The sequence below is a fragment of the Streptococcus gallolyticus subsp. gallolyticus DSM 16831 genome (assembly GCF_002000985.1).
Classification (GTDB): domain Bacteria; phylum Bacillota; class Bacilli; order Lactobacillales; family Streptococcaceae; genus Streptococcus; species Streptococcus gallolyticus.
In genome coordinates this window covers 133,631-158,488 of record NZ_CP018822.1, presented here as the reverse complement: position 1 = coordinate 158,488, position 24,858 = coordinate 133,631, and the positions used below count along the sequence as shown (strand labels likewise).

Here is a 24,858-nt window from a genome sequence, read left to right as displayed (position 1 = left end):
GTTTTCCATTATAAATTGTTAACAACCTAGGTTTCTAGCTACTTCATCAATTCCAAGGCATAGCTAACGCTCGCTAAAGCGTATAGCGGTGCGGTTTCAGCGCGCATGATACGTGGTCCTAAACCGATTTTCAAACCACCTTTTGATTCAAATGTTTCGATTTCTTCTGGCGAAATGCCGCCCTCTGGTCCAAAGATAAAGAGAATTTTCTCTCCTGCTTTAATTTGTGACAATTCACGCGCTAGAACAGCCGTCTCACCTTCCTTGGCTGATTCCTCATAAGCAATAAAAATCCTGTCAAATTGCTCAAGTTCTGCTAAAAAAGCTGCTTTTTTCTCAAAAAGAGTGACTTCTGGAATCACATTACGTTTGCTTTGTTCCGCAGCACCTAGTGTGATTTTTGCCAGCTTATCAGCTTTTTTGGCTAATTTTTTGCCGTCCCATTTGACCACTGACCAATCCGCTGGAAATGCCCAGAGCTTTGCCATACCAAGTTCAGTCCCTTTTTGTGCTAGAAATTCCAATTTATCACCCTTTGGAAATCCTGCGGCAATCGTCACCTCAACAGGCAATTCAACATTGCTATCTAGTTCTTCAATGATTTCAAAACGGTGTTCAGCACTATCAATGACTTTTGCCAAACGCTTCACGTGGTCATCAAAGACAAGGACAACTTCGTCGTTTTCTGTCAAACGCATGACGTTAAACATATGCTTAATCGTATCTTTATCTGTGATTGTAACGACATCTTGAGCTTGTCCTGCTACAAAATACTGTTGCATTTATCCTCCAATTACACCTGAAATATCATCTGTTTTTTTGAAAACACAAGCATTCCATTCGCCTTGAACCATGTGTGTTTCAAGGAAGAAACCTGCGTCCTCAGCTGATTTACGAACCATATCCCATTTATCAGAAATAATGCCTGACATGATAAGGTAACCTTCATCTTTGACAAGACGATAAGCATCTTCTGTCATATTGACCAAAATGTCCGCAAGGATATTTGCCACAATAACGTCTGCTTGAATGCCAACACCTTGCAAAAGATTTCCAGTAGCCACGTGGATATTTTCAGTATTAGCATTCAAATCAATATTTTCTTGTGCCACGCGCACCGCTACTTCGTCAAGGTCATAAGCGTAAATGTCTTTTGCCCCAAGTAGTGAACTTGCAATCGAAAGCACACCTGAACCAGTACCGACATCAAGGACCGTTTCACCGCCACGAAGCACTTGCTCGAGCGCAAAAAGACTCATTTTTGTGGTTGGGTGAGTTCCTGTACCAAATGCCATACCAGGGTCGAGACGAATTGTTTTCTCACCCTCACTAGCTTCATAATCTGTCCAACTTGGAACGATTGTCAAATCATGACTGATACGCGTTGGTTCATAATATTTTTTCCAGTTCTCTGCCCAATCTTGCTCTGCTAATTCTTGCGTTGCGTAGTGAACATCACCAGCATCAACGCCAAAATCAGTCAATTCCGCTAAGCGGTCAGCCACTTCTTTTTCAACAGCCTCAATATCAACGTTTTCTGGGTAGTAAGCTGTGATTTTAACAGTTTCCACTTGTTTGATTTCTGGAAATACTTCGCCGTATTTGCCAACATGACCGAGATAGTCCGCACTATCATCAATCGCCACACCTTGACTACCTAATTCAATCAAAATATTCGATGCAGCTTCTTCTGCATCACGTAAAACCTCAACAGTTAACTCTTGCCATGAGTTCATTTATTTCCCCCTTTAGATTCACTTGTAAGTTATACTTATCATTGCTTTAGTTATTAATAGTTTTAGTCATGTAAACCATATCCATACCTTCTTGCTCTGACTCAGTATGGGTTTGATGGTAACCACATTTTTCATAAAATTTTACCAAAGACTCTTCTTGAAAAACCGTGCACAAATCCCACTGGGTAACGGTTGAAAATTCTTCTTCAAGTAAATAAATGCCTTTAGAACCATAGCCTTTTCGCTGGTATTTCGGTAATATAGCTGCCGTTCCTAGCCAAGCCTTGGTTTGTCCATCATTGGTGAGTACCCGAAGAAAACCAATAATCTCATCGTCCTTTTTGACGAAATAATAAAAACTATTAGGACGTTCCATCAACTTCCACCTAATGCGCTCCTCATCTTCCACATAGGGATCATATTCATCATGATATTTATCATAAATTGCCTTAAAGCTAGCACGTTGAATACTGATAATAGCTTCTAAATCCTTTGCTTGTGCTTGTTCAAGTCTAATCATCTTTTATCCTCCAAATAATTCCTTAAACCTCAACACCAATTTAATGAACTTCAAGTCATTGTATGGGAACTATCACTCCCAAATCTATACGAACTACACCATACTTTTTTGTTTTACTTGGTAAAATTATCAAATATATAACTAGACCTCATTATTTCAAAGGCTTTGGAGATAATAATATTTCATGAATTTCCTCAATACCTCGGATAGGCAAAGTATTCTGTTTCTTTCAGTTCTGCTTTGCCATTTTCAAAGCTTTCAGCGTCCCATTCGAGCGCAAAGTCAGTCGCATTTTCGTCTGCTAAAAAGTCCATTAAATCATCAAGACCTTTGGTTGCTACGTCGTTCAATGTTTCAGCAAAATAGGCTAAAAATTCACGCGAGAAGCCTTTTTTGGCGTCAAATGGAATAGTCACCAAATAATCATCTTCATCAACTTTTGATTTTGCTTGATTGTAAAAAAGCACATAATCTTCAAAAATGATGTCATCATTGCTGATTTCACCTTGGTCATCCACAGTTTCAACCGCAAATTGATTCTGCGCTTCCAAAATAAAAGTCACTTCCACCGCATGATTTTTCTTATTCCAATCAATGGCATAATCAAACGTGAAGTGCTTGTCCATTTCTTCTTCTAATACTGATAAAAAGCCAAATTTAGCCATTAAAAATTTCTTCCAATCTTCTTTTGTGTTACAATTATTTTATCATACTTAAGGGGAAATGACATGCAAATACGACCAATGGAGCTAGAAGATATTGAACAAGTGGTTATACTAGAAAACCAAACATGGGATACATTTAACACGCCAGCTCCGCTACCTATTGCAAATAAGGATAAAATCATCAAAGATTTTGAAAATGGAACACATTATCTTGTCGCTGAAGAAAATCAGGACATTTTAGGTGTTCTTGATTACCATACTTATTATCCTTTCCCTAGCGGTCATCACGTGGTAACTTTTGGCATTGCCGTTTCTGAAAAAACGCGCGGTCAAGGTATCGGACGCAAACTTATCCAAACTTTCTTCGATATGGCAAAAGCTGACGGCTACCAAAAAGTTCTCATTCATGTGCTATCATCAAATGAAAAAGCCTGCACATTCTACGAAAAATTAGGCTTTAAACAAGAGGCTATTTTGAAAAATCAATTTTACCTAAACCATACTTACGTTGATGACCTCGTTTACAGTTATTATCTGGAGGAGATATATGCCAAATAATCTCGCTTTGCGAATGCGCCCTAAGAATATTGACCAAGTGATTGGGCAGAAGCATCTAGTCGGTGAAGGAAAAATCATTCGCCGTATGGTGGAGGCCAATATGCTGTCATCAATGATTCTCTACGGTCCTCCTGGTATCGGGAAGACCTCAATCGCTAGCGCTATCGCAGGAACAACCAAATACGCTTTTCGGACGTTCAACGCTACAACAGACAGCAAAAAGCGCCTGCAAGAAATTGCCGAGGAAGCTAAATTTTCTGGCGGTTTAGTCTTACTGCTCGACGAAATTCACCGCTTAGATAAAACCAAGCAAGATTTCTTGCTACCTTTACTTGAAAATGGCAATATTATCATGATTGGGGCAACAACTGAAAATCCTTTCTTTTCGGTGACGCCAGCCATTCGCTCAAGGGTACAAATTTTTGAATTAGAACCTTTGTCAACTGATGACATAAAGACAGCTTTGCAAACAGCGTTATCTGATAAAGAGCGCGGATTTGACTTTGATGTTGATATTGATGCCGATGCGCTTGATTTCATTGCAACGGCAACCAACGGCGACCTACGCTCAGCTTTTAATTCGCTTGATTTAGCGGTCATGTCTACCAAAGCAGATGATAACGGGCTGCGCCACATTAGCCTTGACACCGTTGAAAATAGCTTGCAGCGCAGTTATATTACCATGGATAAAGACGGCGATGGTCACTATGATGTGCTGTCAGCTTTGCAAAAATCCATTCGTGGCTCTGATGTCAATGCTAGTCTGCACTACGCCGCTCGTCTGATTGAAGCTGGTGATTTGCCAAGCCTTGCTCGCAGGCTAACTGTGATTGCTTACGAGGATATTGGGCTTGCTAATCCTGACGCTCAAATTCATACGGTTACGGCTCTTGATGCTGCCCAAAGAATTGGTTTTCCTGAAGCACGTATCTTAATTGCAAACGTCGTAATTGACCTTGCCTTATCACCAAAATCAAATTCTGCCATTACAGCGATTGACAAGGCTATCAGCGACCTTCATCAAAACGGAAATCTGCCAATTCCACGTCATCTACGCGACGGACATTACGCTGGCAGCAAAGAATTGGGCAACGCACAAGGCTACAAATACCCTCATGATTATCCTGAAAAATGGGTTAAACAGCAGTATTTACCAGATAAGTTAGTCGGAAAAAATTATTTTGACGCTAACCAAACTGGGAAATACGAGCGTGCCCTCGGTGCTAACAAAGAGCGAATTGATGAACTGTCTAAATAACAATAATATATTGACTTTCTCATTTTAATAGCTTTTGTTAATGCCTAAAAAGAAAACCGCTTTCTAAAAAATAAGATTTGCCCTTGAAATATTTTTTAAAAATGCTATCATAGATACATAGGTTATTGCTGTGGCATACGAATTCACATCAATGTGTTGACCGACTAAATATTTGTATTTCGGGAAACAGTAGTCTTTCTCCAGTATGCAAGCCGTTACACGCGGAAGCAACTAAGGAGAAGCGAGTTGCCCACCTGCTTGTAGATCGCGGGTTCAATACAAATCGTGAATCACGGTGCCAATACAGCTTCTTATCCTTCCTTAGCTCAGTTGGTAGAGCAGTGGACTCTTAATCCATGGGTCATAGGTTCGAGCCCTATAGGGAGGATTTTTCGAATTGTTAGAAACCTTGTTAAATCAAGGTTTTTTTGTTTGTTTTCGTAAATTTGGTCAATTTTTGGTCAATAAAATTTTTTCTTGTGATAATCTTTAATTACCTAATATATTTCTAATTTCCTCATATTCTTTATCAATAACTTCTTCTAATAAATGACCATACGTTGTGATGACCTGCTTAATATCTTTATGCCCAAGAATTTTTGAGACCACCCAAACATCAATTTTATTAGTACTAAAGTACTTTTATAAGCTTGTTACATTCCAATAGCACCTCTTTTTGAATTGATACTTAGCCTTACCAATTATTGATTCTTTTTAATATTCTAATATTTCACTAAGACTAATTTCTTGTCATAATAAAAATATTATTTTAAAATAAGGTTATGTGATGATTGGGAGATCATTACAAAATCTAATCATATCTAAACGATTTCTAAAAGGGATTGATAAATGGAAAGGGAACATTAATATGGCAACATTCACAGAAGTTTTCGAGAAGTTAACTAATGCGGACACAGCAACACTCAAAACTGATAACTTGAGTATCGAAAAAAATGTCATTAGTACAAAAAATGAACGTATTCAAATCCATAATATTTCAATGATAGGAAGAGGAGAATTTTCTTCTCCCATAACATTACTTGATATAATTGTTTTAGTTATTTCAGCATTATTAATACTTACACCTCTTGTAGTAATTGGCTTACCTGTTCTGATAATTTATGGTTTTATGACCTATCAAAAATACGAGAAGCACAAAGCAACTAAATACTTCATTGTTTTTAACCTTGGTTCTAGTCAAAATTATCATCTTTTCTTTAAAAATGAAAGCTTTCGGGATGAGGTCTTTCAAATTGTTACAAAATATTTTGATAATAGTATCACCAAATCTATCTCTGTTAATTTAAAAGAGGAAGTTATACGAGAACAAAATATTTTTAATGATAAATCTTCTCAAACCAAGGTGACACAAGATTATAGTCAAACTGTCAATGCTTCGGGTAATGCGGCTGCTTCCATTAATGGAAATGCTACTACGACTGGTGATACTACTATTTCAAATTCTAATATTGCTAAAAATAATTCCCAAATTAATGGTAGTGAAAACGATATGCCATGGGAAACGATTAATAATGACATTCAAAAGGTTATTAATGACGGAATGCTAGCTGACAACGTTTTAGAGGTTTTCAAAGAACTTCTTAAAGCCAGCGAAGAAAAAAATAAAGCTAATTTTGAAGACATTATCAAGAAAAACGAGAATATTTTCAATAAATCTTTCGTTAGAGATGTTTTTTCAGGCACGACTGTCAGTATCATAGCTTCTTTAATAAACATTATCCAATAACATAAAAGACGACCTGCAGGTCGTCTTTTTCTATTCTCATTAACAATGAATAACTGCAAATGAAATAAATAATATTACTTTTCAGAAATAATATTTGTGATAAAATCAATGGATTCTATTTTGGCTATTTCATTTGCTTTTCCTGTAAAACCATGACCCGCTCCATCAATGACCACAAGTCTAGCATTCGGAAATGTCGTCACCGCACGTTCTGAATAACTAATTGGGACAATATTGTCTGATGTGCCATGGATAATCAATGTTTTTCCGTGATATTGCGGCATTATGTCATAAATATCAAAAGACTGTGCATCAATATCATAAATTTTTCCAACTTCTATTCCCATAATACGACTTGTCTCTGGTCCTAACTCTGGGTTAGGATTTCTTTTCTTGCTATCGTCTTGTAGCACATAGGCAGGATATAAGACAATTAACCCAGCAATATCATCTGGTCTTGTTCCCGCTACATAGGTTGACACAAAGCCTCCCTGACTTGCTCCAAACAAGAAAATTTGTTGATTATTAATGCCCGAAAAATCTTGAAAATAATCCAAGACAACTTCGAGGTCTGCTGCTTCAGTCAATACTGACATTTCAGTCTTTTTTCCGTCGCTTCGACTTCCGAGACCACCACCATTAAAATCAAAGACATAGGCAGCAACGCCATTGTCAACAAAATAATGAGCATAGCCCTCTACGCTTTTATAATTAGCGCCAAAGCCATGCGACAAAATCACCAACGGCGGATTATCAACGGTTTCAGGCAGATACAATTTCCCATATAGGTGTTTTCCATCTCGTTCCATATAAAGACCACCTTTCTTAGTTTACGAAAGCGCTTTTGTTTATTGCCTATTATAGCACTCCAAACCTTTTTTACCAAAAATATGACACGCTAAATTTTCCAAAAACAGAATGACGCTTTATCGCCTAACAACTGATAAAAATGGGAACTTTTGCTAAAATATAGAAAAATGCTATGGAGGCTAATCGCTTGGACACTCTCATTATTTACGCACATCCTTATGATAAAAGCTTTAATCACGCTATTCTCAAAAAGGTAAAGGATTCCTTAACTCAAAGAGGACAAGAATTTCAGACGATTGACTTGTATAAAGATAATTTTAACCCAGCCTATACAACAGAAGAGTTGGCTTTGTTTAAAGAGGGAAAAACGACTGACCCGCTCGTCGCTCAATATCAAAAATCTCTAACTACCGCCAACGAAGTTATCTTTATTTTCCCAATTTGGTGGAATGATACGCCTGCTATCATCAAAGGTTTTATTGATAAGGTGATGAAAAAGAGATTTGCTTACGACGTTGGCAAAACTGGCTTGATTGGACATTTAACACATATCAAAAAAGCGACCGTTTTAACCACTTCTACATCACCAACTTGGTATTTAAAACTCTTTTGTGGCAATGCTATCAAGCGTGTATTTATCAACGCCACTTTAAAACAATTAGGCATTAAAACCGTCAACTGGCTTAATATGGGAAACATTGACAATAGCACCACTCAACAACGCCAAAATTTTCTTGAACGTATTAGTCTTTAGAAGACAAAAACGACCAAATCTCTGGTCGTCTTTTTATTTCAAAAATTAAAAATGTCGTTAAATACGATATTGTGTTAAATCTTGTTTTAAAAAGTAGTAAAATAAGTTGCCATAATTTCCTGAATAATCCAGTACATGACCGTTATAAACGACCTTAGTGACTTTGTAATAGTCGTCAATATCGATTGAGCAAACTTGCTGTGAACGTTCGAATTCCTCGTATGAGTCAAACGTCACCACTCGTTCTTGGTTTCCTGCGTTTAAAAATGTAATTTCAATCATTATTTACATTTCCTTTCTAATTCGTCATACTATATTACTTCAATGTTGGAATACAGTATGTAGAATTGTATAACACTATGCTACTACAAAGTGTGTTTTCACACAACTATTTTGCTCTGACTGGATTTTCTCAATCATAATGCAAGAATCGATTGTAAATTATAAAAAGAGATTCCAAACAGAGATCTCTTTTTAACTGAATTTGTAAAACGATATTATTCTTTATGATACTCAAAAGCAATTGTGTAGCTTTTCTCCTCATTTGCTTGCAGGGTAATGTCACCAAAATTATCATGATTAATAGCATCTGGGAGAAATTGTGCTTCAAGCGCTAAGGCTTCAAATTCTTTAGCCATTTTGCCCTTATCGCGCGCTGGATAAATACCTTCAGGAATGCCACCCATGCTGTAAACGACCCAAGCATCACGGTCAGAATAAAGGTGAACAGAATCGCCACTTTCCTCATCTTTCAATTCTCCACAAGGTTTATCAAGCGAAGCATTTACCAAGAAAGCATCGTCAAGCCCGCCTGTATCAGCAATAGTCTCTCCAAGGTTTTGCCCAGTTTGAAAATCATAAGCTGTGCCAGCAACGTCAATGAATTTTCCTGTCGGAATCAAATCATCACGAGTCTCTAAATAATGGTCAGCTGCCAAAGTGAAGGTGTGCTGACTTAAATCTTGACGATTTCCCAAGTTAAAATAAACATGGTTAGTTGGGTTAAAAAGCGTTGTTTTAGTAGCATTTTTGCCCGTATAAACAATCGTAAAACGATTTGCATTGTCTAGCGTAAATCGTACTTCTACCTGCATATCTCCTGGGAAATGGTCAATTTCCTCTTTAGCGTCATAAGTCATCACCACACTAAGCGCATTTTGACCAGCTTCGATAAATGCAGTCCAGATTTGCTGATGAAATCCTTGAGAGCCACCGTGAAGAGTGTTTCCTTTTTCGTTTTGTGGTAGCTGAATTTCTTTGCCATCAAGGTTAACTTTCCCTTGATTAATACGCCCTGCAACACGTCCGATTGATTGACCTGCACATAAAGGATTTTTCAGATAATCACTTGGCTTATCAAAACCAATGATAAGATTTTTCTGACCACCTTTGTCATCTGGCACTAAAAATTCTTGCCAAGTTGCTCCCAGCGTTAGTAAACCAACTTGGACACCATTATCATTAATAATAGTGTATTTTTCAACCTTTTGCCCATTAATTGTCTCAACAATTTCTTGTCTGACTTCCATTTTTTACCCTCTTTCTTAGGTTCTTTCTTTTATTTTACCTTTTAGATAATTTTTTGTAAACGTTTACTATGAGGTTTTACCAAGTTTTACCAGACATCATCTCCATAAACCAAAAACTCCTGCCCATTGGACAGGAGTTCAAGGTTATAGTAGTGATTATTTTACCACGATATTCAAGTTTGTTAGGCACTGCTCAAAAGCTCTGGGAGAGGGGTTGAGGTTGGAAATAAAGCTAACAAACTTGTATCAAAAATCTATTTCACAACAATATTTACAAGTTTATTAGGTACCGCAATTACTTTAATAATGTCTTTGCCAGCGATTTCTGTTTGGATTTTGTCGTTAGCAAGGGCAAGTTTTTCAAGCTCTTCACGGCTTGAATCTTTTGGCACAACGAGTTTAGCACGTACTTTACCTTTGATTTGGATAACAATTTCAACGTCGTTTTCAACGAGTTTTGCTTCGTCCCATGTTGGCCATGCAACATATGAAATTGATTCGCCTGATTGTGTCAATGTTTGCCACAATTCTTCAGAAAGGTGTGGTGCAAATGGTGCTAACAATTGTACAAAGCCTTTAGCGTAGTCAGCAAAGAGTTTGTCCTCTTTGTTAGCAGCGTTGACGAATACCATTAATTGCGCAATAGCTGTGTTGAATTTCATGGCTTCAAGTTGTTCAGTTACAGCTTTGACTGTTTCGTTGTAGACTTTATCCAAATTGCCATTATTTTCTGCAACAATTTCTTTTGTTGTCAACAAGCGATAGACGCGGTCGAGGAATTTACGTGAGCCTTCAAGACCTTCTTCAGACCATGCGATTGAGGCATCAAGTGGTCCCATGAACATTTCGTACACGCGAAGTGTATCTGCACCATAATGTTCAACCACATCATCAGGGTTAACAACGTTTTTAAGTGATTTAGACATTTTCGCTGGTGCTTGTTCAAGTTCTTCACCAGTTTCAATGTGGAAGAATGAACCGTCACGTTTTTCAACTTTGTCAGTTGCCACAAGCGCACCACGGTGATCGCGGTAGCTTGTTCCCAAAATCATCCCTTGGTTAAAGAGTTTTTGGAATGGTTCTTTGGTTGGAACGACACCTAAATCATAAAGGAATTTATGCCAGAAACGAGCATAAAGAAGGTGAAGCACAGCGTGTTCTGCACCACCGATGTAAATATCAACTGGCAACCATTGTTTCAACAATTCTTCATCAGCTAATTTTTCATCGTTGTGTGGGTCAATATAGCGTAGGAAGTACCAGCTTGAACCAGCCCATTGTGGCATTGTGTTCGTTTCGCGGCGACCTTTAACGCCGTCTTCGCGTGTCACTTCAAGCCAATCTGTCAAGTTAGCTAGTGGTGATTCACCTGTACCTGAAGGTTTGATGTCTTTGGTTACTGGCAATACAAGTGGTAATTGCTCCTCTGGAACAGCTGTTGTTGTACCGTCTTCCCAATGGATGATTGGGATTGGTTCACCCCAATAACGTTGACGTGAGAAGAGCCAGTCACGCAAGCGGTAAGTCACTTTCTTGTTACCAACGCCTTCTGCTTCAAGCCATTCAACCATTTTGTCAATAGCTTGCGCTTTATCAAGACCGTCTAGGAAACCAGAATTGATGTGAAGTCCGTCTTCTGTGTAAGCTTCTTCTTCAACATTTCCGCCTTCAAGAACTGGAATGATTTCCAAATCGAATTGTTTTGCGAATTCCCAGTCACGTGTATCATGAGCAGGAACCGCCATGATAGCACCAGTACCATAGCTTACAAGAACATAATCAGCAATCCAGATTGGCATTTCTTTACCATTTACTGGGTTAATGGCATAGCTACCAGTCCAAACACCTGTTTTTTCTTTAGCAAGGTCTGTACGAGCAAGGTCAGATTTAAGGCTTGCTTGGTGTTTGTAGTCAGCAACTGCTTGCGCTTGTTCTGGTGTTGTAATAGCTTCAACAAGTGGGTGCTCAGGCGCTAAAACAGCGTAAGTCGCACCAAATAATGTATCTGGACGAGTTGTAAATACGGTGAAATCTTTATCCGTATCTTTGATTTTAAAAGTAACGTTAGCACCAGTTGATTTACCAATCCAGTTACGTTGCATATCTTTGATTGATTCTGGCCAATCAAGGTCTTCTAAATCTTCGAGCAGACGTTCAGCGTAAGCTGTGATTTTAAGCATCCATTGGCGCATTGGTTTACGAACAACTGGATAACCACCACGTTCAGATGTTCCGTCAGGCAGCACTTCTTCGTTGGCGATAGCTGTCCCTAATTCTTCAACCCAGTTTACTGGCACTTCAGCTTCGTACGCCAAGCCTTTTTCGTATAATTTTGTGAAAATCCACTGAGTCCATTTGTAATAATTAGGGTCAGTTGTGTTCACCTCACGATCCCAGTCATATGAGAAACCAAGTGAGTTGATTTGGCGTTTGAAGTTTGCAATGTTTTGAGCTGTAAATTCAGCTGGATCATTACCTGTATCCATTGCGTATTGTTCGGCAGGAAGTCCGAAAGCATCCCAACCCATTGGGTGAAGAACGTTGTAGCCTTGAGCACGTTTGAAACGGCTAAGAATATCAGTCGCAGTGTATCCTTCTGGATGTCCTACGTGCAGACCAGCTCCAGATGGGTAAGGGAACATATCCAACGCATAAAAATTTGGTTTATCAGCGTCTGTTCCTGTTTTAAACGTATGATTATCAGCCCAATAGGCCTGCCATTTTTTCTCAATTTCTTTATGATTATAAGTTGCCATGTCATTCTCCATGTTCTTAGTGTTGGTTACTATTATACCACGAAAAGAATAAAGAAAAAAGGCGAAATCACAAGGGATTTCATGCCTGTTTTCAGTTGATAAGAAGAATTTTTAGTCAAATCAAATGCTCATTTAGTCATTTGTTAAATAATCTTTCAATTGTTCCATGATTGCTTTGGTATCTTTGACACCGATTTGGTAAATTTCTTCGTATTTGTCGGGGTTGGTTTCAAGTCGTCCGATTTCTAGATTTTGGCTTGGGCGAATGGCAAAAAGTTCGCCTTTATTTTCCAAATTGCTAATGTGTTCAATGGTGTCGTTATAGTGTTGATAACGTTTTGAAGCGACTTCTACAAACTTAGGGTATTTTCTGTAAAAAAGTTTATAGACATGACCATTACTTGGCTTTTTACGGTAATCAATTGGACGTGTTAAAACAACAATCAATTTATCAAAACCAAGGCTTTTGGCAAAATCGACTGGAATACTGTCTGACAGACCACCATCAAGGTATTTATTGCCTTGCCACTCAACGATTTTTGACGCCAAAGGCAATGCGGAACTCGCACGAAGCAACTCCATTTGTTCAAAAACATTGTCAACCTTATGATACTCAGCTTTTCCTGTTGCTAAATTCGTTACCGTTGCATAGAAAGGCACACCTGATTTTTCAAAAGCTTCCTCGTCAAAAACATCCAATTCCATCGGAACTTTGTAATAGGCAAATTCTTTATTGACCACATTTCCCGTTTTTAACCATGAACGAAGTCCCATGTATCCTGGATTTGAGGCATATTTTTTATTATAACGGAGGGCTCTGCCTTTTTGTTTTGACAAAAAATTCACCCCAAAAAGAGCGCCAGCAGACACCGAGACAACACCGTCCACCTTAATTCCCGCATCTAAAAAGGTATCCAAGACACCAGCGGTGTACAAGCCGCGCATGCCGCCACCTTCTAATACTAAACCAACAGACATCCTCATTCTCCGTTCTTTCTCGTTTTGTTACTTATTATACCAAAAAACATGCTATTTAGAGTGTTTTTGCTATGTTATAATAGTCCTAACAACATCAGGGAGACATTCATGAGAAAACAGCTTTTTAATATTATTGAACCTTCTGATAACCTAACAACCGTTGAAAAAATTTACGATGTTTTTATGGTTTGTGCTATCGTGGTTAGCTTATTGCCACTGACAAGTAAGACAACGACGTCATTTTATATCACGCTTGATGCTATCACAACGATTATTTTTATTATCGACTACTTTTTGCGTTTTATAACCGCCGATTATAAGCTAAATCAAGGAAAATTATCCTTTGTCAAATACCCTTTCACTTTCCTTGCTATTACTGACTTAATCGCCATTTTATCCTCTGTCCTTTTTTGGAATAATACCTTTAAACTGTTGAAAATCATTCGCATGGTTCGCACCATTCGCGTATTTAAACTTTTTCGTTATTCTAAAAGCCTTAATCTGCTGATAAATGTTCTCAAAAGACAAAAGGAATCACTATTTATTGTTGGTGCCTTGGTTATTACCTACATTTTTATCTCGGCTCTGGTTATTTTCAATGTTGAACCAGATACCTTTAAAAACTTTTTTGACGCGCTTTATTGGTCAACCATTTCTTTGACAACGGTAGGTTACGGTGATATTTATGCCGTTTCTGAAATTGGAAAATTAATCACAATGATTTCTTCTATCCTCGGCGTTGCTATCATTGCACTCCCTGTCAGCATCATGACTGCAGGCTACCTCGAAGAAATCGAAAAAGAAGATACCGAATCAAAATAGCATTCAAATACAAAAAACGCTGAATTCCGTCTAAGAGTTCAGCGTTTTAGAATGTAAGCCAATATACACGTTAGGCTTGTGAAAAATCATTACAATTCAGCGATTTGGTAAAGCTCCAATTCAGCTTGTGTTTCAGTTCCGAACATGTTAATCATCAATTTCACTTTGTTGTTTTCAATTTCAACAACACGTCCTTCTTGTCCTGCAAAGGCGCCGTCGATGATTTGAACCACATCACCTGGTTTGATATTTGTGTCAATGACATCAACAGTTTGTCCCATTGAGATAAGAATTGAACGAATTTCTTCTTCCAAAAGTGGTGTTGGTTTTGAACGGTTACCGTGTGACCCAACGAATCCAGTAACGTTTGGTGTGTTACGAACAACGAACCAAGCTTCGTCTGTCATCACCATTTCAACTAAGACATAACCTGGGAAACGATTTTCTTCAACTTCTTTGACTTTCCCATTTTTTTCAACATTAACTGTTTGTGTTGGTATTTCAACGCGCAAGATGTTATCTAACATATTGTAAGTTTGCGCACGTTGCAACAATGTTTCTTTAACTTTGTTTTCGTAACCAGAGTAAGTTTGTAAAACGAACCAACCCTTATCAAATGAATCTAACATAATTTCCTCCATTATAAAAAAGCCCAGCAAGGCTCTTTGGGTGTTTTTCTTTATTTTATTATAGGAAAAATAATAAGCGCTGTCAACGAATTGCTGCCAAATGCGCACAAAAAAGCCTGAGAAAGGACTTCTCAGACTTCTTTTGACTTAATCATCAATCAGAAGCTTGCTGCTGCAAAACTTCAAATCAAACTTAATCTTAAAAACGATTCAATAAATCTGTCACTCCGAGTGAGAGCAATTTATCGAAAATGAAAATAACAATGGTAAAGAATGCTGTATATTCAAGTACAGAAATAAAATCTTTCCAACGTTGTTTACGATTTGGCCATGTTGTGTCTTTTAAAATCGTAAAAACTCCCTTAATGAATGCCACGGGCGCCTCCTTTTTCTATCATCTCCGCTCATTACTCTAAAGCTGAGAATGCCAGTTGCTACATAAAATGATTAACGTGTTTCTTTATGTAGTGTGTATTTTTTACAATGTTTACAAAATTTATTAACTTCTAGTCGTACAGGCTTTGGATTACTACTAACTCCAATAGAGTAGTTACGGCTTCCACATTCTGTACAAGCTAAACTTGCTTTTTTCTGTGCCATAATGCCTCCGAGACCTTATTTTATCATGTTTTTGATAAGTTGGCAAGTTCGTTAGTTCGTCTGGCTGTTAAACCAACTTGAGAAACTATCCCAAGCGTCTTTAACCGCTCGTCCAATCGTGTCGCCAGCGTTTTGTGCGGATTCTTGCACTTTATCAAGGATACTGTCAGAGCTTGATGACGAACTGCTACTGCTTGTATCTGTTGAATCATCGGTGCTATAAACTAAATCGTATCCATTCTGGCTATAAGCATTTTCGACGGTAAACTCTGTTCCTGCCGTATATGGTAAAATGCTACTTGCTACCGCACTAAAAATGGTTGATGCCGTTCCCGAACTTGCGTCGGTTAGGTAGTGATTTTCATCAGTCGAATCATAACCAATCCATTGAGCAATAACAACATCAGGCGTATAGCCAATTACCCATTGGTCACTTGTCAAGTCTTCATTGAAGCTTGCTTCTACGGTACCTGTCTTACCTGCCATCGTGTAGCCATAAGCATTAGCGTTAATAGCAGAGCCGTTTGAGAATGTTCCGAGCATCATGCTTGTCATCTTATCTGCGACGGATTGGCTAATGACGCGTTTATTGGATTGTTTAAATTCTGCAATCACATCACCGCTAGCATTTTCGATTTTGGTAATCAAATGAGCTTTTGGCATCACACCACCATTAGCAAAGGTTGAATAGGCTTGCGCCATTTCAAGTGGATTCGTTGTGACACCACCACCGAGCGCAATACCCAATTCCTCGCTGACATTGTCCATGTTGAGACCAAATTTCTTACCGTAGCTAATTCCCTTACTGATACCAATTTCATTTAAGAGATAAACAGCAGGGATATTATAAGAATTAGCTAAGGCTTGATACATTGGCAAATCATCTGTCTCAATGCCACCATAGTTTGTTGGTGCATAGCCATCGTAGTCTTGAACCGTATTTGGCAATTCAGTTGTAATTGAATAACCTGAGGCAACCGCTGGTGAATAAACCACCAGAGGTTTGATGGTTGAACCAGGGCTACGTGATGCTTGTGTCGCATAGTTGAAACTTCGGAAGGTTGCAGAGGTTGAGCTAACACGCCCTACCAGACCACGAACAGCCCCCGTTGATGGGTCCATAGCAACACTTGCTCCTTGGGCACTTTCACCGTCATAATCTGATGTTGGGAAGTAAGACGTATTATCAAAAACAGCTTGCATATTGGCTTGATAATTTTGGTCAAGCTCTGTGTAGATTTTATAGCCATTATTGACAATATCATCTTCTGATAAGCCATATGTTTCTTCAGCTTCCTGAATAACCGCATCAAAATAAGAAGCGTATTGGTAATCGTCAGAAGTTCCTGTGTAGGTATCGTTAAGCTCGCTGGAAATATCAACTTGCTCAGCTTCATCAGCCTCTTCCTGCGTGATTTTACCAGCATCAACCATAACACTTAGGACCGTATTACGACGATTTGTCGCATTTTCAATAGAATAATAAGGATTGTAAATTTCAGGACCTTTCAACATCCCAGCAAGAATCGCTGATTGTTCAATGGTTAAATTTGCTGCGCTGGTGCCAAAATATTTTTGACTTGCGTCCTCAATTCCCCAGACCGAATTTCCAAAATAAGCATTGTTCAGATACATGGTCAAGATTTCATCTTTGGTGTATTTTTTGGTTAACTCGAGCGCGAGAAAGAATTCCTTGGCTTTTCGGGTGATTGTCTGTTCTTGACTCAGATAAGCATTTTTAGCTAATTGCTGGGTGATTGTCGAACCACCACCAAAGTGCCCAAAGGTGAACAGAGCCAGGAAAAAACGTGAATAATTAATCCCGCTATTTTCATAGAAAGTTCGGTCCTCGGTTGCAATAACCGCATTTTTCATGTTATCACTGATAGCATCTAATTCGACATACGTTCCTTTTTGACCTGAAAGCGAACCGACTTGGTCACCATTTTGGTCATAGATAACAGTTGTTGCTTTCAAAGCATCTTGCAAATCCGAAACATTCGTTGATTTGGCGACAAAGTAAAGGTAAGAACCAATCGCTAAAACACCAATTCCTGTTAAAATAAGCAGAATTTTTCCAATACGGTAGCGACGCCAGAAACGTCGGATTGGATTTTTGGTGGAGGGCATGAAGCGAGAGATTTTTTGCACCCAAGCAGGCGATTTTTTCACCTTTTCGTGGTGTCCTTTGCTTCGCTGATACGTTGGTGTTGCTTCTTTTTCTTCTGTTTTTTCTGTTTCAAATTCATTGACAGTAGCGCCTGATAACTCCTCCTCAGATGAGTTACGCTTACTGTGATTGTGAGAAGGTATTCTCTCCTTGATGTCATTAAACAAAGAAAGAATTTTTTCTTTAATCATTTTTAATTTTGTCATAGCTACATTATATCAATTTCTTTTAAAATCGTCAGAGATAAAGGGATTCCTTAAATAATACAACGTTTTCATTTCATTTTAGCCTTTTTGTGATAAAATAAAAGCATAGAAAAACAGGCACAACTGGTCTCAAACAGCCACTCATTCCCACAATACTTCTACCGAGTATTAGAAAGGATTTCACGATGAACAAAGGATTTGAAGCATTTAAAAAAACATTGTCACACGAAAGTTTAAAAGCCGTTTATGATGAAACAAAAATTGAAGTTTCTGAAAGTGAAGCCGAAGGCACAGAAGCCTATTCAATGGCAGTCGCAACTCAAATGGCAGTTAATTTGTTGGAAAAATACCACGATTGGTTGCACGAAAACGACCAAAAATAAACTATCAGCGCACCGAACAAGGTGCGTTTTAACTTGTAGTCATGCTATAATAGAGCTATGACTTTATCATTTACGCTTAAGAATCCTTATCCAGACTGCACGGTCAAAGAACTTTTAGAAGAGCATTTACTCATTCCACGAAAAATTCGCCACTTCTTGCGCACTAAAAAACATCTTCGTATCAACGGAGAAATGATTAATTGGCAGAGTTTGGTCAAAACTGGTGACACGATTCATTTAGTTTTTGATGATGACGATTATCCCAAAAAAGAGATTCCTTTTGGACAAGCTGAGCTGGTTGATTGTCTTTATCAAGACGAACACCTCATCATCGTCAACAAACCAGAAGGCATGAAAACCCATGGCAACGAACCCAATGAAATCGCTCTGCTTAACCACGTCTCTGCCTATGTCGGACAAACGTGCTATGTGATTCACCGTTTAGACATGGAAACTAGCGGAGCTGTCATGTTTGCCAAAAATCCTTTTGTCTTGCCAATCCTCAATCGCTTGCTAGAAAACAAAGACATTGCTCGCGAATACTGGGCTTTGGTGCAAGGAAAATTCGAACCCAAACACCAAGTCTTTCAAGATAAAATTGGGCGCGACCGTCATGACCGTAGAAAGCGCGTGGTTGACCGCAAAAATGGGCAAACTGCCTTAACCATCGTTGACCGCCTCAAAGTTTTTCCAAATGGAACTCTGGTTAAATGTCGCTTAAAGACGGGACGCACGCATCAGATTCGTGTGCACTTATCAGCTCACAACCATGCCATTATTGGCGACCCACTTTATAGCAAAAGCCCTGCCAAACGTCTTATGCTACACGCGCACAAATTAAGTTTCACACACCCATTTACCCTTGAAAAAATCAGCGTTGAAGCCAAATCTCAAACCTTTGAAGCAGGCTTATCATAAAAACAAAAGCACCCCAATCATTAGATTTTGTATCTAACTTTTGGGGTGCCGTTCTTTGTGCGCTTTTTAATCGTTAAACGGAATAATTTTCTATTTTTTCGTCAATGTATTGCCGTAAAGTGGTTTACTGTAATCAAAATCGTCATTTGTTCCAGTTTGCCAAAGGACTAATTTCAAATGTGACCCATCAATTTTAATACCGAAAGCATATTTGACACCGATACCGCCAATACCGCTAGTAATAAAAGCTGATGTATCGGTACCGTCATCGTAAACATAACGATAAATATTGTCCCCCTCTTCTTCAAGTTTAGTAACTTTCGCTGTTTTGACTTCGTTATCTTTCGTTGTTTTAGTAATCGTACCGTCAGCCTCAAACTTGAACGTCATGTCATCCTTATCATCAACCTTCCATGTTCCCAAGATTTTTTCTGGGAAGACTGAATCTGATTTTACTTGATTATTCTCACCTGTCACGGTGATATTTTTTTGCCCAGAATTAGCCACAACATAGCTTGAACCTGATTTTTTCAAGGTCATCTTGCCTTCCAAGGTCTGAATAACATCACCAGACGTATTTTTCTCGCTATCTGTTGATTTATCATAATAAAAATCATAAGTTGCTGAAAAGTTAACGAGATAGGACTCCTTGCCAATCTGAGACAGACTCGTCAGCGTGATGGCTGGCACAGTCAGACTTGACGCCTTACGAGTATCTGTCTGCATTTTCGCCTTAATGCTCTCTTTTAAGCCTTTATAAAACTCATTATTCGCTCCATCTTCAAATACCGTAGAGACAGTTGATGAATCTTGACCCGTGCTTAAATACGAAATCAATTGGTCAAAAGCTGACACAAGAATCTGACCAGCACTTGCTTCATCTAAGAGATTTTCAGCATCTAAAGCCACCGTATCACCATCAGAAATGCCAGAAAGAGCCTGCTTTTGTGATGTCAATTCTCCGTCTGAATAATTCTTTTTAACATAAGCTTGCGCAGAATCTGTCAAAGGATAATCACTCACATCATACTCACCATTTGACAAAGTCCCAATGCGTGTGTCATCAAAATAAAGCTCACCGTCAGTCAAATTACTTGTTACTTTGAATGTTTTAAAACTAACAGTCAAATCCAACAAGCTATTCTCACCGTCATAAGCCTTACTTAGCTCTACTGACTTCCCATTATAAGTGCCTGAAATACTCGCCGTATAATCCGCAATTGGTAAACGCTCAAGTGTTAACGTATAGTCTTCCGAATCACTAACCGCTACTTTTTTCTCATTTAGAAGAACATCAACTTGATTAATATTTGTCTTAATGGTTAAACTCATTGGTTTTAAAGCTACTCGGTAAGCTGGGAAAAAGAGAAATCTTCGCCCCACTTTTTTAATGTAGGAATCATCTGAACTGTCTGCCTTCTCTAGCGTCTCTGACAGTTTTTGGGCTTCACTTTTAGAAAGCTTTGTAAACGTCGTATATTGCGCTTGATCATTCGTCACTTGTTGATTGGTATCCGACCAGACGACATACCCCTTGATATTTTCAAACGTATCGCCAGACTGACGGTAAGCAGAGACATATTCCTCAATCAAATGTTTCTTTGAATAATGAAAACTCCCCCACACCAAAAATAGTACCAAAGCAAGTCCTAAAATAAGACTAGGTATCCAAACTTTTTTAAATCTTAAAATGCTTTTTATCTTTTTCATGACTTTTCTCCATTATTCTTACTATTTCACATATTATATCAAAAGCTCTTTAATCTCTTGTTACAAAACAGCCACACCATATTACAGTAAAAAACAGAAAAAACGGCTCAAAAAGCCGCCATTAGTCAAAAATCATCTTTATTATCAATCCTAACAATATAAATAGCACCCAAAACCGCACCAGCAACGCCTAACCAAAAGAACATAAGCTTACCCCCTTCACCTCAAAAACTACTACATTCACGAGTAAACTGTTATTGTTGCTTTTAGTATACTACACCTTCTATTATTTTTCGACCATTTTAATGCTTCTTGGAAAAATTGACGCAAAAGAAAAAACGAACCCCACCAAATCAAAAAGTTCGTTTTTTCTTTAAGTTTTTTAGTGTAGCTTATCAGTCTTTTCAGAAGGTAATCAGTCATCAAGCTGCACCAACATATTTTCAGCTGCCCCCAACCGAAAATACGGTGTCAAATAAATATAAGGTCTACGAGGATGTCTAGGTTAGCTATCAGTGATTTTATATGTGAACAATCATGTCTAAAACAAACCTTATAAACCGTTCTTAATGTTGTCATACCTCATGGATATACTAATTTGTAATTGAGTAAATAATACTACTACGAATACTACAGACGGTGTCACTCAATTGAAAAAGGTATGACTTGTTAACTTGAACTGGTCATTGTTCAAGTCTTATTTAGCAATTCTGCTAATTTTCTCCTAGGAAGGTCCAATTCCCTTAGAACAATATCTTGGTTTTCGAGTATGCTCCCAAAATCAAAATACTTATGGATATAATATAACATAGAAAACTGCCGATATTAAAAATTCGCAAATATGAAAATTTAAAAATATTTTTTTCATATTTGAGAATTTTAGCTTTTTTTCTTAATTTATTCTATAATGGATAGAAAAGGGAGGTAATGTTATGCTCAAAAAATTGATTGCTGTAGCAGCTGTTCTTCTAACTTTTAGAATTTGGCCATTTTAATTAGTGCCAACTATTTCCGAACACGGAGAGTAGATAACAATTATCCACTATTAGGTTAGCGGTGGTTGTTTATCTGCTCTTTTCTTGTCTTTTAGGCAAAATTCTTCTAACCGTTCTCTTAACACCAAAGCAGTTGTAGGGTTACCTAGTTTTTCTACCATTTCAATATATTCTTCCATTGGTTCGGTCGTTGTTATTTCACCTTTTAAATAAGCTAGAATTTGCCTTAAGAAATTTAAAACAACAATCGCAAACATATCTTGATAATTTAATAATTTTTCCAGTTTATCAATAAAAAAAGTGGTGTAATAAAACTCTTCGCGGTCAATTAGCGCAAAGATAATATTTAAAAAGGTTAGCTCTGCTGTTTTTTTATGCTGCGGCAATGATAAATAAAACTTATCACGTTCTGCAAAAGCTTTCCCTAAGAAAATCAAATCTGCATCTGACAAAATAGCCATTGTATTTCCAAAAATGTACAGTTCATACTCCGTCCATTCTTCTATACCATAAAGATAGTCTGTCAAAAACTTCTTGTCCTCATCGGCGATTTCATAATTTGGGTCTAGTGAATGAATAGCGCTAGCGACATCTATCCTATTTAGTCGGTTATAGGTGTCAAATGTTTCCGTATCTTCCAAAGTGTTCAGCAATTGTTTTAATCCTTCAACATCACCCTTTAACTGTAATTTTGCAATCTGTTTACCAACAGCAAAAAAGGGGCTTTCTTGATAATGATTTAAAGCGTGCCCGAACTCGGCGAAACTCATGTGAATCCCAGAAATAGCTACTAACAATTTATCAGCTGCTAACATTGTTTGCCCATTTTCAAATTTTGATAATTGTGAAAGAGACAAATTGCCACGTGCCACATCTTTTAATTTTAGCCCACGCGCCACTCTGAGTTCCCGATAAAGTTCACCTAAATTCATTAATTCTTTTTCGTTCAATATCATTTTTCTCCATAACAATGAGCGCTAGCTCTTTTCCACGTTATCTATACTTTTTCTTATTATATCAAATTTTGTTATAAAACTCTTAAATAAAGACATTGCTTTCAAGGCAAATGAAAACTCCTCAGAATTTGAGGAGTTTTCGTTATTTTTAATAATCATTTATCTAGCTTAGAAGCCACCCATCATTGATGGGTCCATACCTGGAGCTGCTGGCGCTGGTGCAGCTGGTTCTGGATGATTAGCCACAACGGCTTCAGTTGTCAAAATAAGACTTGCAACTGACGCGGCATTTTGAAGGGCTGAACGTGTTACTTTAACAGGGTCAATGATACCTGCTTCAACCATGTTTACCCATTCACCGTTGGCAGCGTTAAATCCTGTACCAACTTCTGAGTTTTTCAAGTGTTCGATGATAACTGAACCTTCGTAACCAGCATTGAATGCAATTTGACGAACCGGTTCTTCAAGAGCACGAAGAACAATGTTACGACCTGTTGCTTCATCACCGTCAAGTTCAAGTTCAGCAACTTTTGAAATGACATTGACAAGTGCTGTACCACCACCTGCAACAATACCTTCTTCAACGGCAGCGCGTGTGGCATTAAGCGCATCTTCAATACGCAATTTCATTTCTTTCAATTCTGTTTCTGTCGCTGCACCAACTTTGATAACAGCTACTCCACCAGCTAATTTAGCTAAACGTTCTTGTAATTTTTCACGATCAAATTCTGATGTTGTTGCTTCGAGTTGTGATTTAATCACATTGACACGATTAGCGATAGCTGAAGCCTCACCAGCTCCTTCAACAATAACTGTACTATCTTTATCAACAGTTACTTTAGCAGCTTGTCCAAGAGCTGTCATGTTGGCATCTTTCAAATCAAGACCAAGGTCTTCTGTGATGACAGTACCACCAGTTAAAACGGCAATATCTTCAAGCATTGCTTTACGACGGTCACCAAATCCAGGAGCCTTAACAGCTACAACGTTGAAAGTACCACGAATTTTGTTAAGCACAAGTGTTGGAAGAGCTTCACCGTCAACATCATCAGCAATAATAAGAAGTGGACGACTAGTTTTAAGCACTTCTTCAAGAAGTGGCAAAATGTCTTGAATGTTTGAGATTTTCTTATCTGTAATCAAGATGTATGGATTTTCAAGGTCAGCAACCATTTTTTCATTGTCAGTAACCATGTATTGTGAAAGGTAACCACGGTCAAATTGCATACCTTCAACAACGTCAAGTTCTGTTTCCATACCACGTGATTCTTCGATAGTGATAACACCGTCGTTGCCAACTTTTTCCATAGCTTCTGAAATGTATTCACCAACTTTTTCAGAACGTGATGAAACCGCAGCGACTTGAGCAATCGCTTCTTTATTAGCAACTGGTTGAGCAATGGCTTTTAATTCGTCAACTGCAACAGCGACAGCTGATTCGATACCACGACGGATACCAATTGGGTTTGCGCCCGCAGTAACGTTTTTAAGACCTTCACGAACGATAGCTTGTGTCAATACTGTGGCAGTTGTCGTACCGTCACCAGCGATGTCGTTTGTTTTTGAAGCAACTTCTGATACAAGTTTAGCTCCCATATTTTCAAAATGGTCTTCTAATTCGATTTCTTTGGCGATTGTCACACCATCATTTGTGATAAGTGGTGAACCAAATGATTTTTCAAGAACCACATTACGACCTTTAGGGCCTAAGGTTACTTTAACGGTATCTGCCAAAATATCCACACCACGCATCATGCTTGCACGTGCATCTGCTGAAAATTTAATATCTTTTGCCATGATTAGTTTCCTCTATTTTATTTCTATTGATAAATTTTCTAAATAAACGTTTATAGCACAATCTCTCTTATGCTAGAATAGCCAAAATATCTGCTTCACGAACGATAGTTACTGTGTTATCGTCGTCTTTGACTTCAATTCCAACACCATTTTCAATAATAACTTTATCACCTGCTGCAACACTTGGCGCTACCAGTTCACCTGTCAAGGTACGAGCACCGTCACCGATTGCTACAACAGTTGCTACTTGAGTTCTTTCTTTGCTTGCGCCAGCAAGGACAAAACCACCAACTGTTTGCTCTTTTTCTTCTTCAACTTTCAAGACCACACGGTCACCTAATGGTTTTAACATGCTTTTGCC

At 38.2% G+C, this 24,858-nt stretch carries 24 protein-coding genes, 1 tRNA gene, 1 other RNA gene and 1 pseudogene; 9 read left to right on the top strand and 18 right to left on the bottom strand.

Annotated elements, in window-relative coordinates:
- Positions 1-38 precede the first annotated feature (38 nt).
- The 4 genes from BTR42_RS01000 to BTR42_RS00985 all read right to left on the bottom strand — a co-directional run bounded on the left by BTR42_RS01000 (position 39) and on the right by BTR42_RS00985 (position 2,921).
- Positions 39-782 (bottom strand): 16S rRNA (uracil(1498)-N(3))-methyltransferase, encoded by a 744-nt coding sequence (locus tag BTR42_RS01000; RefSeq protein ID WP_077495975.1) that lies wholly within the window; start codon positions 780-782, stop codon positions 39-41.
- Positions 783-1,736 (bottom strand): 50S ribosomal protein L11 methyltransferase, encoded by a 954-nt coding sequence (prmA, locus tag BTR42_RS00995; protein ID WP_009853283.1) that lies wholly within the window; start codon positions 1,734-1,736, stop codon positions 783-785.
- 46 nt (positions 1,737-1,782) lie between these two features.
- Positions 1,783-2,256: a GNAT family N-acetyltransferase gene (locus tag BTR42_RS00990; RefSeq protein ID WP_077495973.1), complete on the bottom strand. Its 474-nt coding sequence runs from the start codon at positions 2,254-2,256 to the stop codon at positions 1,783-1,785.
- Between the two features lie 194 nt (positions 2,257-2,450).
- Positions 2,451-2,921 (bottom strand): DUF3013 family protein, encoded by a 471-nt coding sequence (locus BTR42_RS00985; protein ID WP_077495971.1) that lies wholly within the window; start codon positions 2,919-2,921, stop codon positions 2,451-2,453.
- 63 nt (positions 2,922-2,984) lie between these two features.
- Between BTR42_RS00985 and BTR42_RS00980 the strand changes: the two genes are divergently transcribed.
- The 4 genes from BTR42_RS00980 (at position 2,985) to BTR42_RS00965 (ending at position 5,125) form a co-directional block, all read left to right on the top strand.
- On the top strand, positions 2,985-3,479 hold the full coding sequence (locus BTR42_RS00980) for a GNAT family N-acetyltransferase (RefSeq protein WP_077495969.1): 495 nt from the start codon (positions 2,985-2,987) through the stop codon (positions 3,477-3,479).
- Positions 3,469-4,737: a replication-associated recombination protein A gene (locus BTR42_RS00975; RefSeq protein ID WP_074596331.1), complete on the top strand. Its 1,269-nt coding sequence runs from the start codon at positions 3,469-3,471 to the stop codon at positions 4,735-4,737. Before BTR42_RS00980 ends, BTR42_RS00975 begins: the two co-directional genes overlap by 11 nt.
- Positions 4,738-4,859: 122 nt before the next feature.
- Positions 4,860-5,051, top strand: a non-coding RNA gene (ssrS, locus tag BTR42_RS00970) — 6S RNA.
- A 1-nt stretch (position 5,052) separates the two neighbouring features.
- A tRNA-Lys gene (locus BTR42_RS00965) sits at positions 5,053-5,125 on the top strand.
- 101 nt (positions 5,126-5,226) lie between these two features.
- Here BTR42_RS00965 and BTR42_RS12960 read toward each other — a convergent pair.
- Positions 5,227-5,358, bottom strand: a pseudogene (locus tag BTR42_RS12960) (site-specific integrase); the annotation flags it as partial.
- Between the two features lie 247 nt (positions 5,359-5,605).
- Here BTR42_RS12960 and BTR42_RS00955 point away from each other — a divergent pair.
- A complete protein-coding gene (locus BTR42_RS00955) occupies positions 5,606-6,484 on the top strand; it encodes a hypothetical protein (protein ID WP_077495967.1) in 879 nt (292 codons plus the stop codon).
- 74 nt (positions 6,485-6,558) lie between these two features.
- Here the strand turns inward: BTR42_RS00955 and BTR42_RS00950 are convergent, their stop codons facing one another.
- On the bottom strand, positions 6,559-7,293 hold the full coding sequence (locus BTR42_RS00950; RefSeq protein WP_077495965.1) for an alpha/beta hydrolase family protein: 735 nt from the start codon (positions 7,291-7,293) through the stop codon (positions 6,559-6,561).
- 173 nt (positions 7,294-7,466) lie between these two features.
- Between BTR42_RS00950 and BTR42_RS00945 the strand changes: the two genes are divergently transcribed.
- Entirely contained in the window at positions 7,467-8,048 is a 582-nt protein-coding gene (locus BTR42_RS00945; RefSeq protein ID WP_061458845.1) for an NAD(P)H-dependent oxidoreductase, read from the top strand.
- A 57-nt stretch (positions 8,049-8,105) separates the two neighbouring features.
- Here the strand turns inward: BTR42_RS00945 and BTR42_RS00940 are convergent, their stop codons facing one another.
- From BTR42_RS00940 to BTR42_RS00925, 4 genes are all read right to left on the bottom strand, one after another.
- Complete coding sequence (locus BTR42_RS00940) at positions 8,106-8,330, bottom strand: DUF4649 family protein (RefSeq protein ID WP_077495963.1); 225 nt, start codon at positions 8,328-8,330, stop codon at positions 8,106-8,108.
- A 215-nt stretch (positions 8,331-8,545) separates the two neighbouring features.
- Positions 8,546-9,577, bottom strand: a complete 1,032-nt coding sequence (locus BTR42_RS00935; protein ID WP_077495961.1) for an aldose epimerase family protein — start codon at positions 9,575-9,577, stop codon at positions 8,546-8,548.
- Between the two features lie 254 nt (positions 9,578-9,831).
- The gene (leuS, locus tag BTR42_RS00930; RefSeq protein ID WP_012961348.1) at positions 9,832-12,333 is read right to left on the bottom strand and encodes a leucine--tRNA ligase; all 2,502 of its coding nucleotides are present in this window, start codon (positions 12,331-12,333) and stop codon (positions 9,832-9,834) included.
- A gap of 132 nt (positions 12,334-12,465) precedes the next feature.
- Positions 12,466-13,311, bottom strand: coding sequence for a patatin-like phospholipase family protein (locus BTR42_RS00925; protein ID WP_077495959.1), 846 nt, complete (start codon positions 13,309-13,311; stop codon positions 12,466-12,468).
- Positions 13,312-13,419: 108 nt separating this feature from the next.
- On the opposite strand from BTR42_RS00925, the gene BTR42_RS00920 reads away from it, so the two are divergent.
- Entirely contained in the window at positions 13,420-14,133 is a 714-nt protein-coding gene (locus BTR42_RS00920; RefSeq protein WP_009853273.1) for an ion transporter, read from the top strand.
- Positions 14,134-14,222: 89 nt separating this feature from the next.
- On the opposite strand, the gene nusG is transcribed toward BTR42_RS00920, so the two are convergent.
- The 4 genes from nusG to pbp2a form a co-directional block, all read right to left on the bottom strand.
- A complete protein-coding gene (gene nusG / locus BTR42_RS00915; protein ID WP_013851412.1) occupies positions 14,223-14,762 on the bottom strand; it encodes a transcription termination/antitermination protein NusG in 540 nt (179 codons plus the stop codon).
- Between the two features lie 199 nt (positions 14,763-14,961).
- Positions 14,962-15,138, bottom strand: a complete 177-nt coding sequence (gene secE / locus BTR42_RS00910; protein WP_003062989.1) for a preprotein translocase subunit SecE — start codon at positions 15,136-15,138, stop codon at positions 14,962-14,964.
- Between the two features lie 71 nt (positions 15,139-15,209).
- Positions 15,210-15,362 carry a 50S ribosomal protein L33 gene (rpmG, locus tag BTR42_RS00905; protein ID WP_003062986.1) on the bottom strand — a complete coding sequence of 51 codons (153 nt, stop codon included), beginning with the start codon at positions 15,360-15,362 and terminating at the stop codon, positions 15,210-15,212.
- 51 nt (positions 15,363-15,413) lie between these two features.
- On the bottom strand, positions 15,414-17,738 hold the full coding sequence (gene pbp2a / locus BTR42_RS00900; RefSeq protein WP_061458840.1) for a penicillin-binding protein PBP2A: 2,325 nt from the start codon (positions 17,736-17,738) through the stop codon (positions 15,414-15,416).
- Positions 17,739-17,923: 185 nt separating this feature from the next.
- Between pbp2a and BTR42_RS00895 the strand changes: the two genes are divergently transcribed.
- Entirely contained in the window at positions 17,924-18,121 is a 198-nt protein-coding gene (locus tag BTR42_RS00895; protein ID WP_012961345.1) for a hypothetical protein, read from the top strand.
- A 57-nt stretch (positions 18,122-18,178) separates the two neighbouring features.
- Positions 18,179-19,039 (top strand): RluA family pseudouridine synthase, encoded by an 861-nt coding sequence (locus BTR42_RS00890; protein WP_077495957.1) that lies wholly within the window; start codon positions 18,179-18,181, stop codon positions 19,037-19,039.
- A 90-nt stretch (positions 19,040-19,129) separates the two neighbouring features.
- Here BTR42_RS00890 and BTR42_RS00885 read toward each other — a convergent pair whose 3' ends face one another.
- The 4 genes from BTR42_RS00885 to groES all read right to left on the bottom strand — a co-directional run bounded on the left by BTR42_RS00885 (position 19,130) and on the right by groES (position 24,849).
- Positions 19,130-20,749, bottom strand: a complete 1,620-nt coding sequence (locus tag BTR42_RS00885) for a zinc ribbon domain-containing protein (RefSeq protein WP_077495955.1) — start codon at positions 20,747-20,749, stop codon at positions 19,130-19,132.
- Between the two features lie 1,045 nt (positions 20,750-21,794).
- A complete protein-coding gene (locus BTR42_RS00875; protein WP_074658480.1) occupies positions 21,795-22,700 on the bottom strand; it encodes a helix-turn-helix domain-containing protein in 906 nt (301 codons plus the stop codon).
- 168 nt (positions 22,701-22,868) lie between these two features.
- Complete coding sequence (gene groL, locus BTR42_RS00870; protein WP_009853265.1) at positions 22,869-24,497, bottom strand: chaperonin GroEL; 1,629 nt, start codon at positions 24,495-24,497, stop codon at positions 22,869-22,871.
- Between the two features lie 67 nt (positions 24,498-24,564).
- Positions 24,565-24,849, bottom strand: a complete 285-nt coding sequence (gene groES / locus BTR42_RS00865) for a co-chaperone GroES (RefSeq protein WP_077495953.1) — start codon at positions 24,847-24,849, stop codon at positions 24,565-24,567.
- Positions 24,850-24,858: the final 9 nt, after the last annotated feature.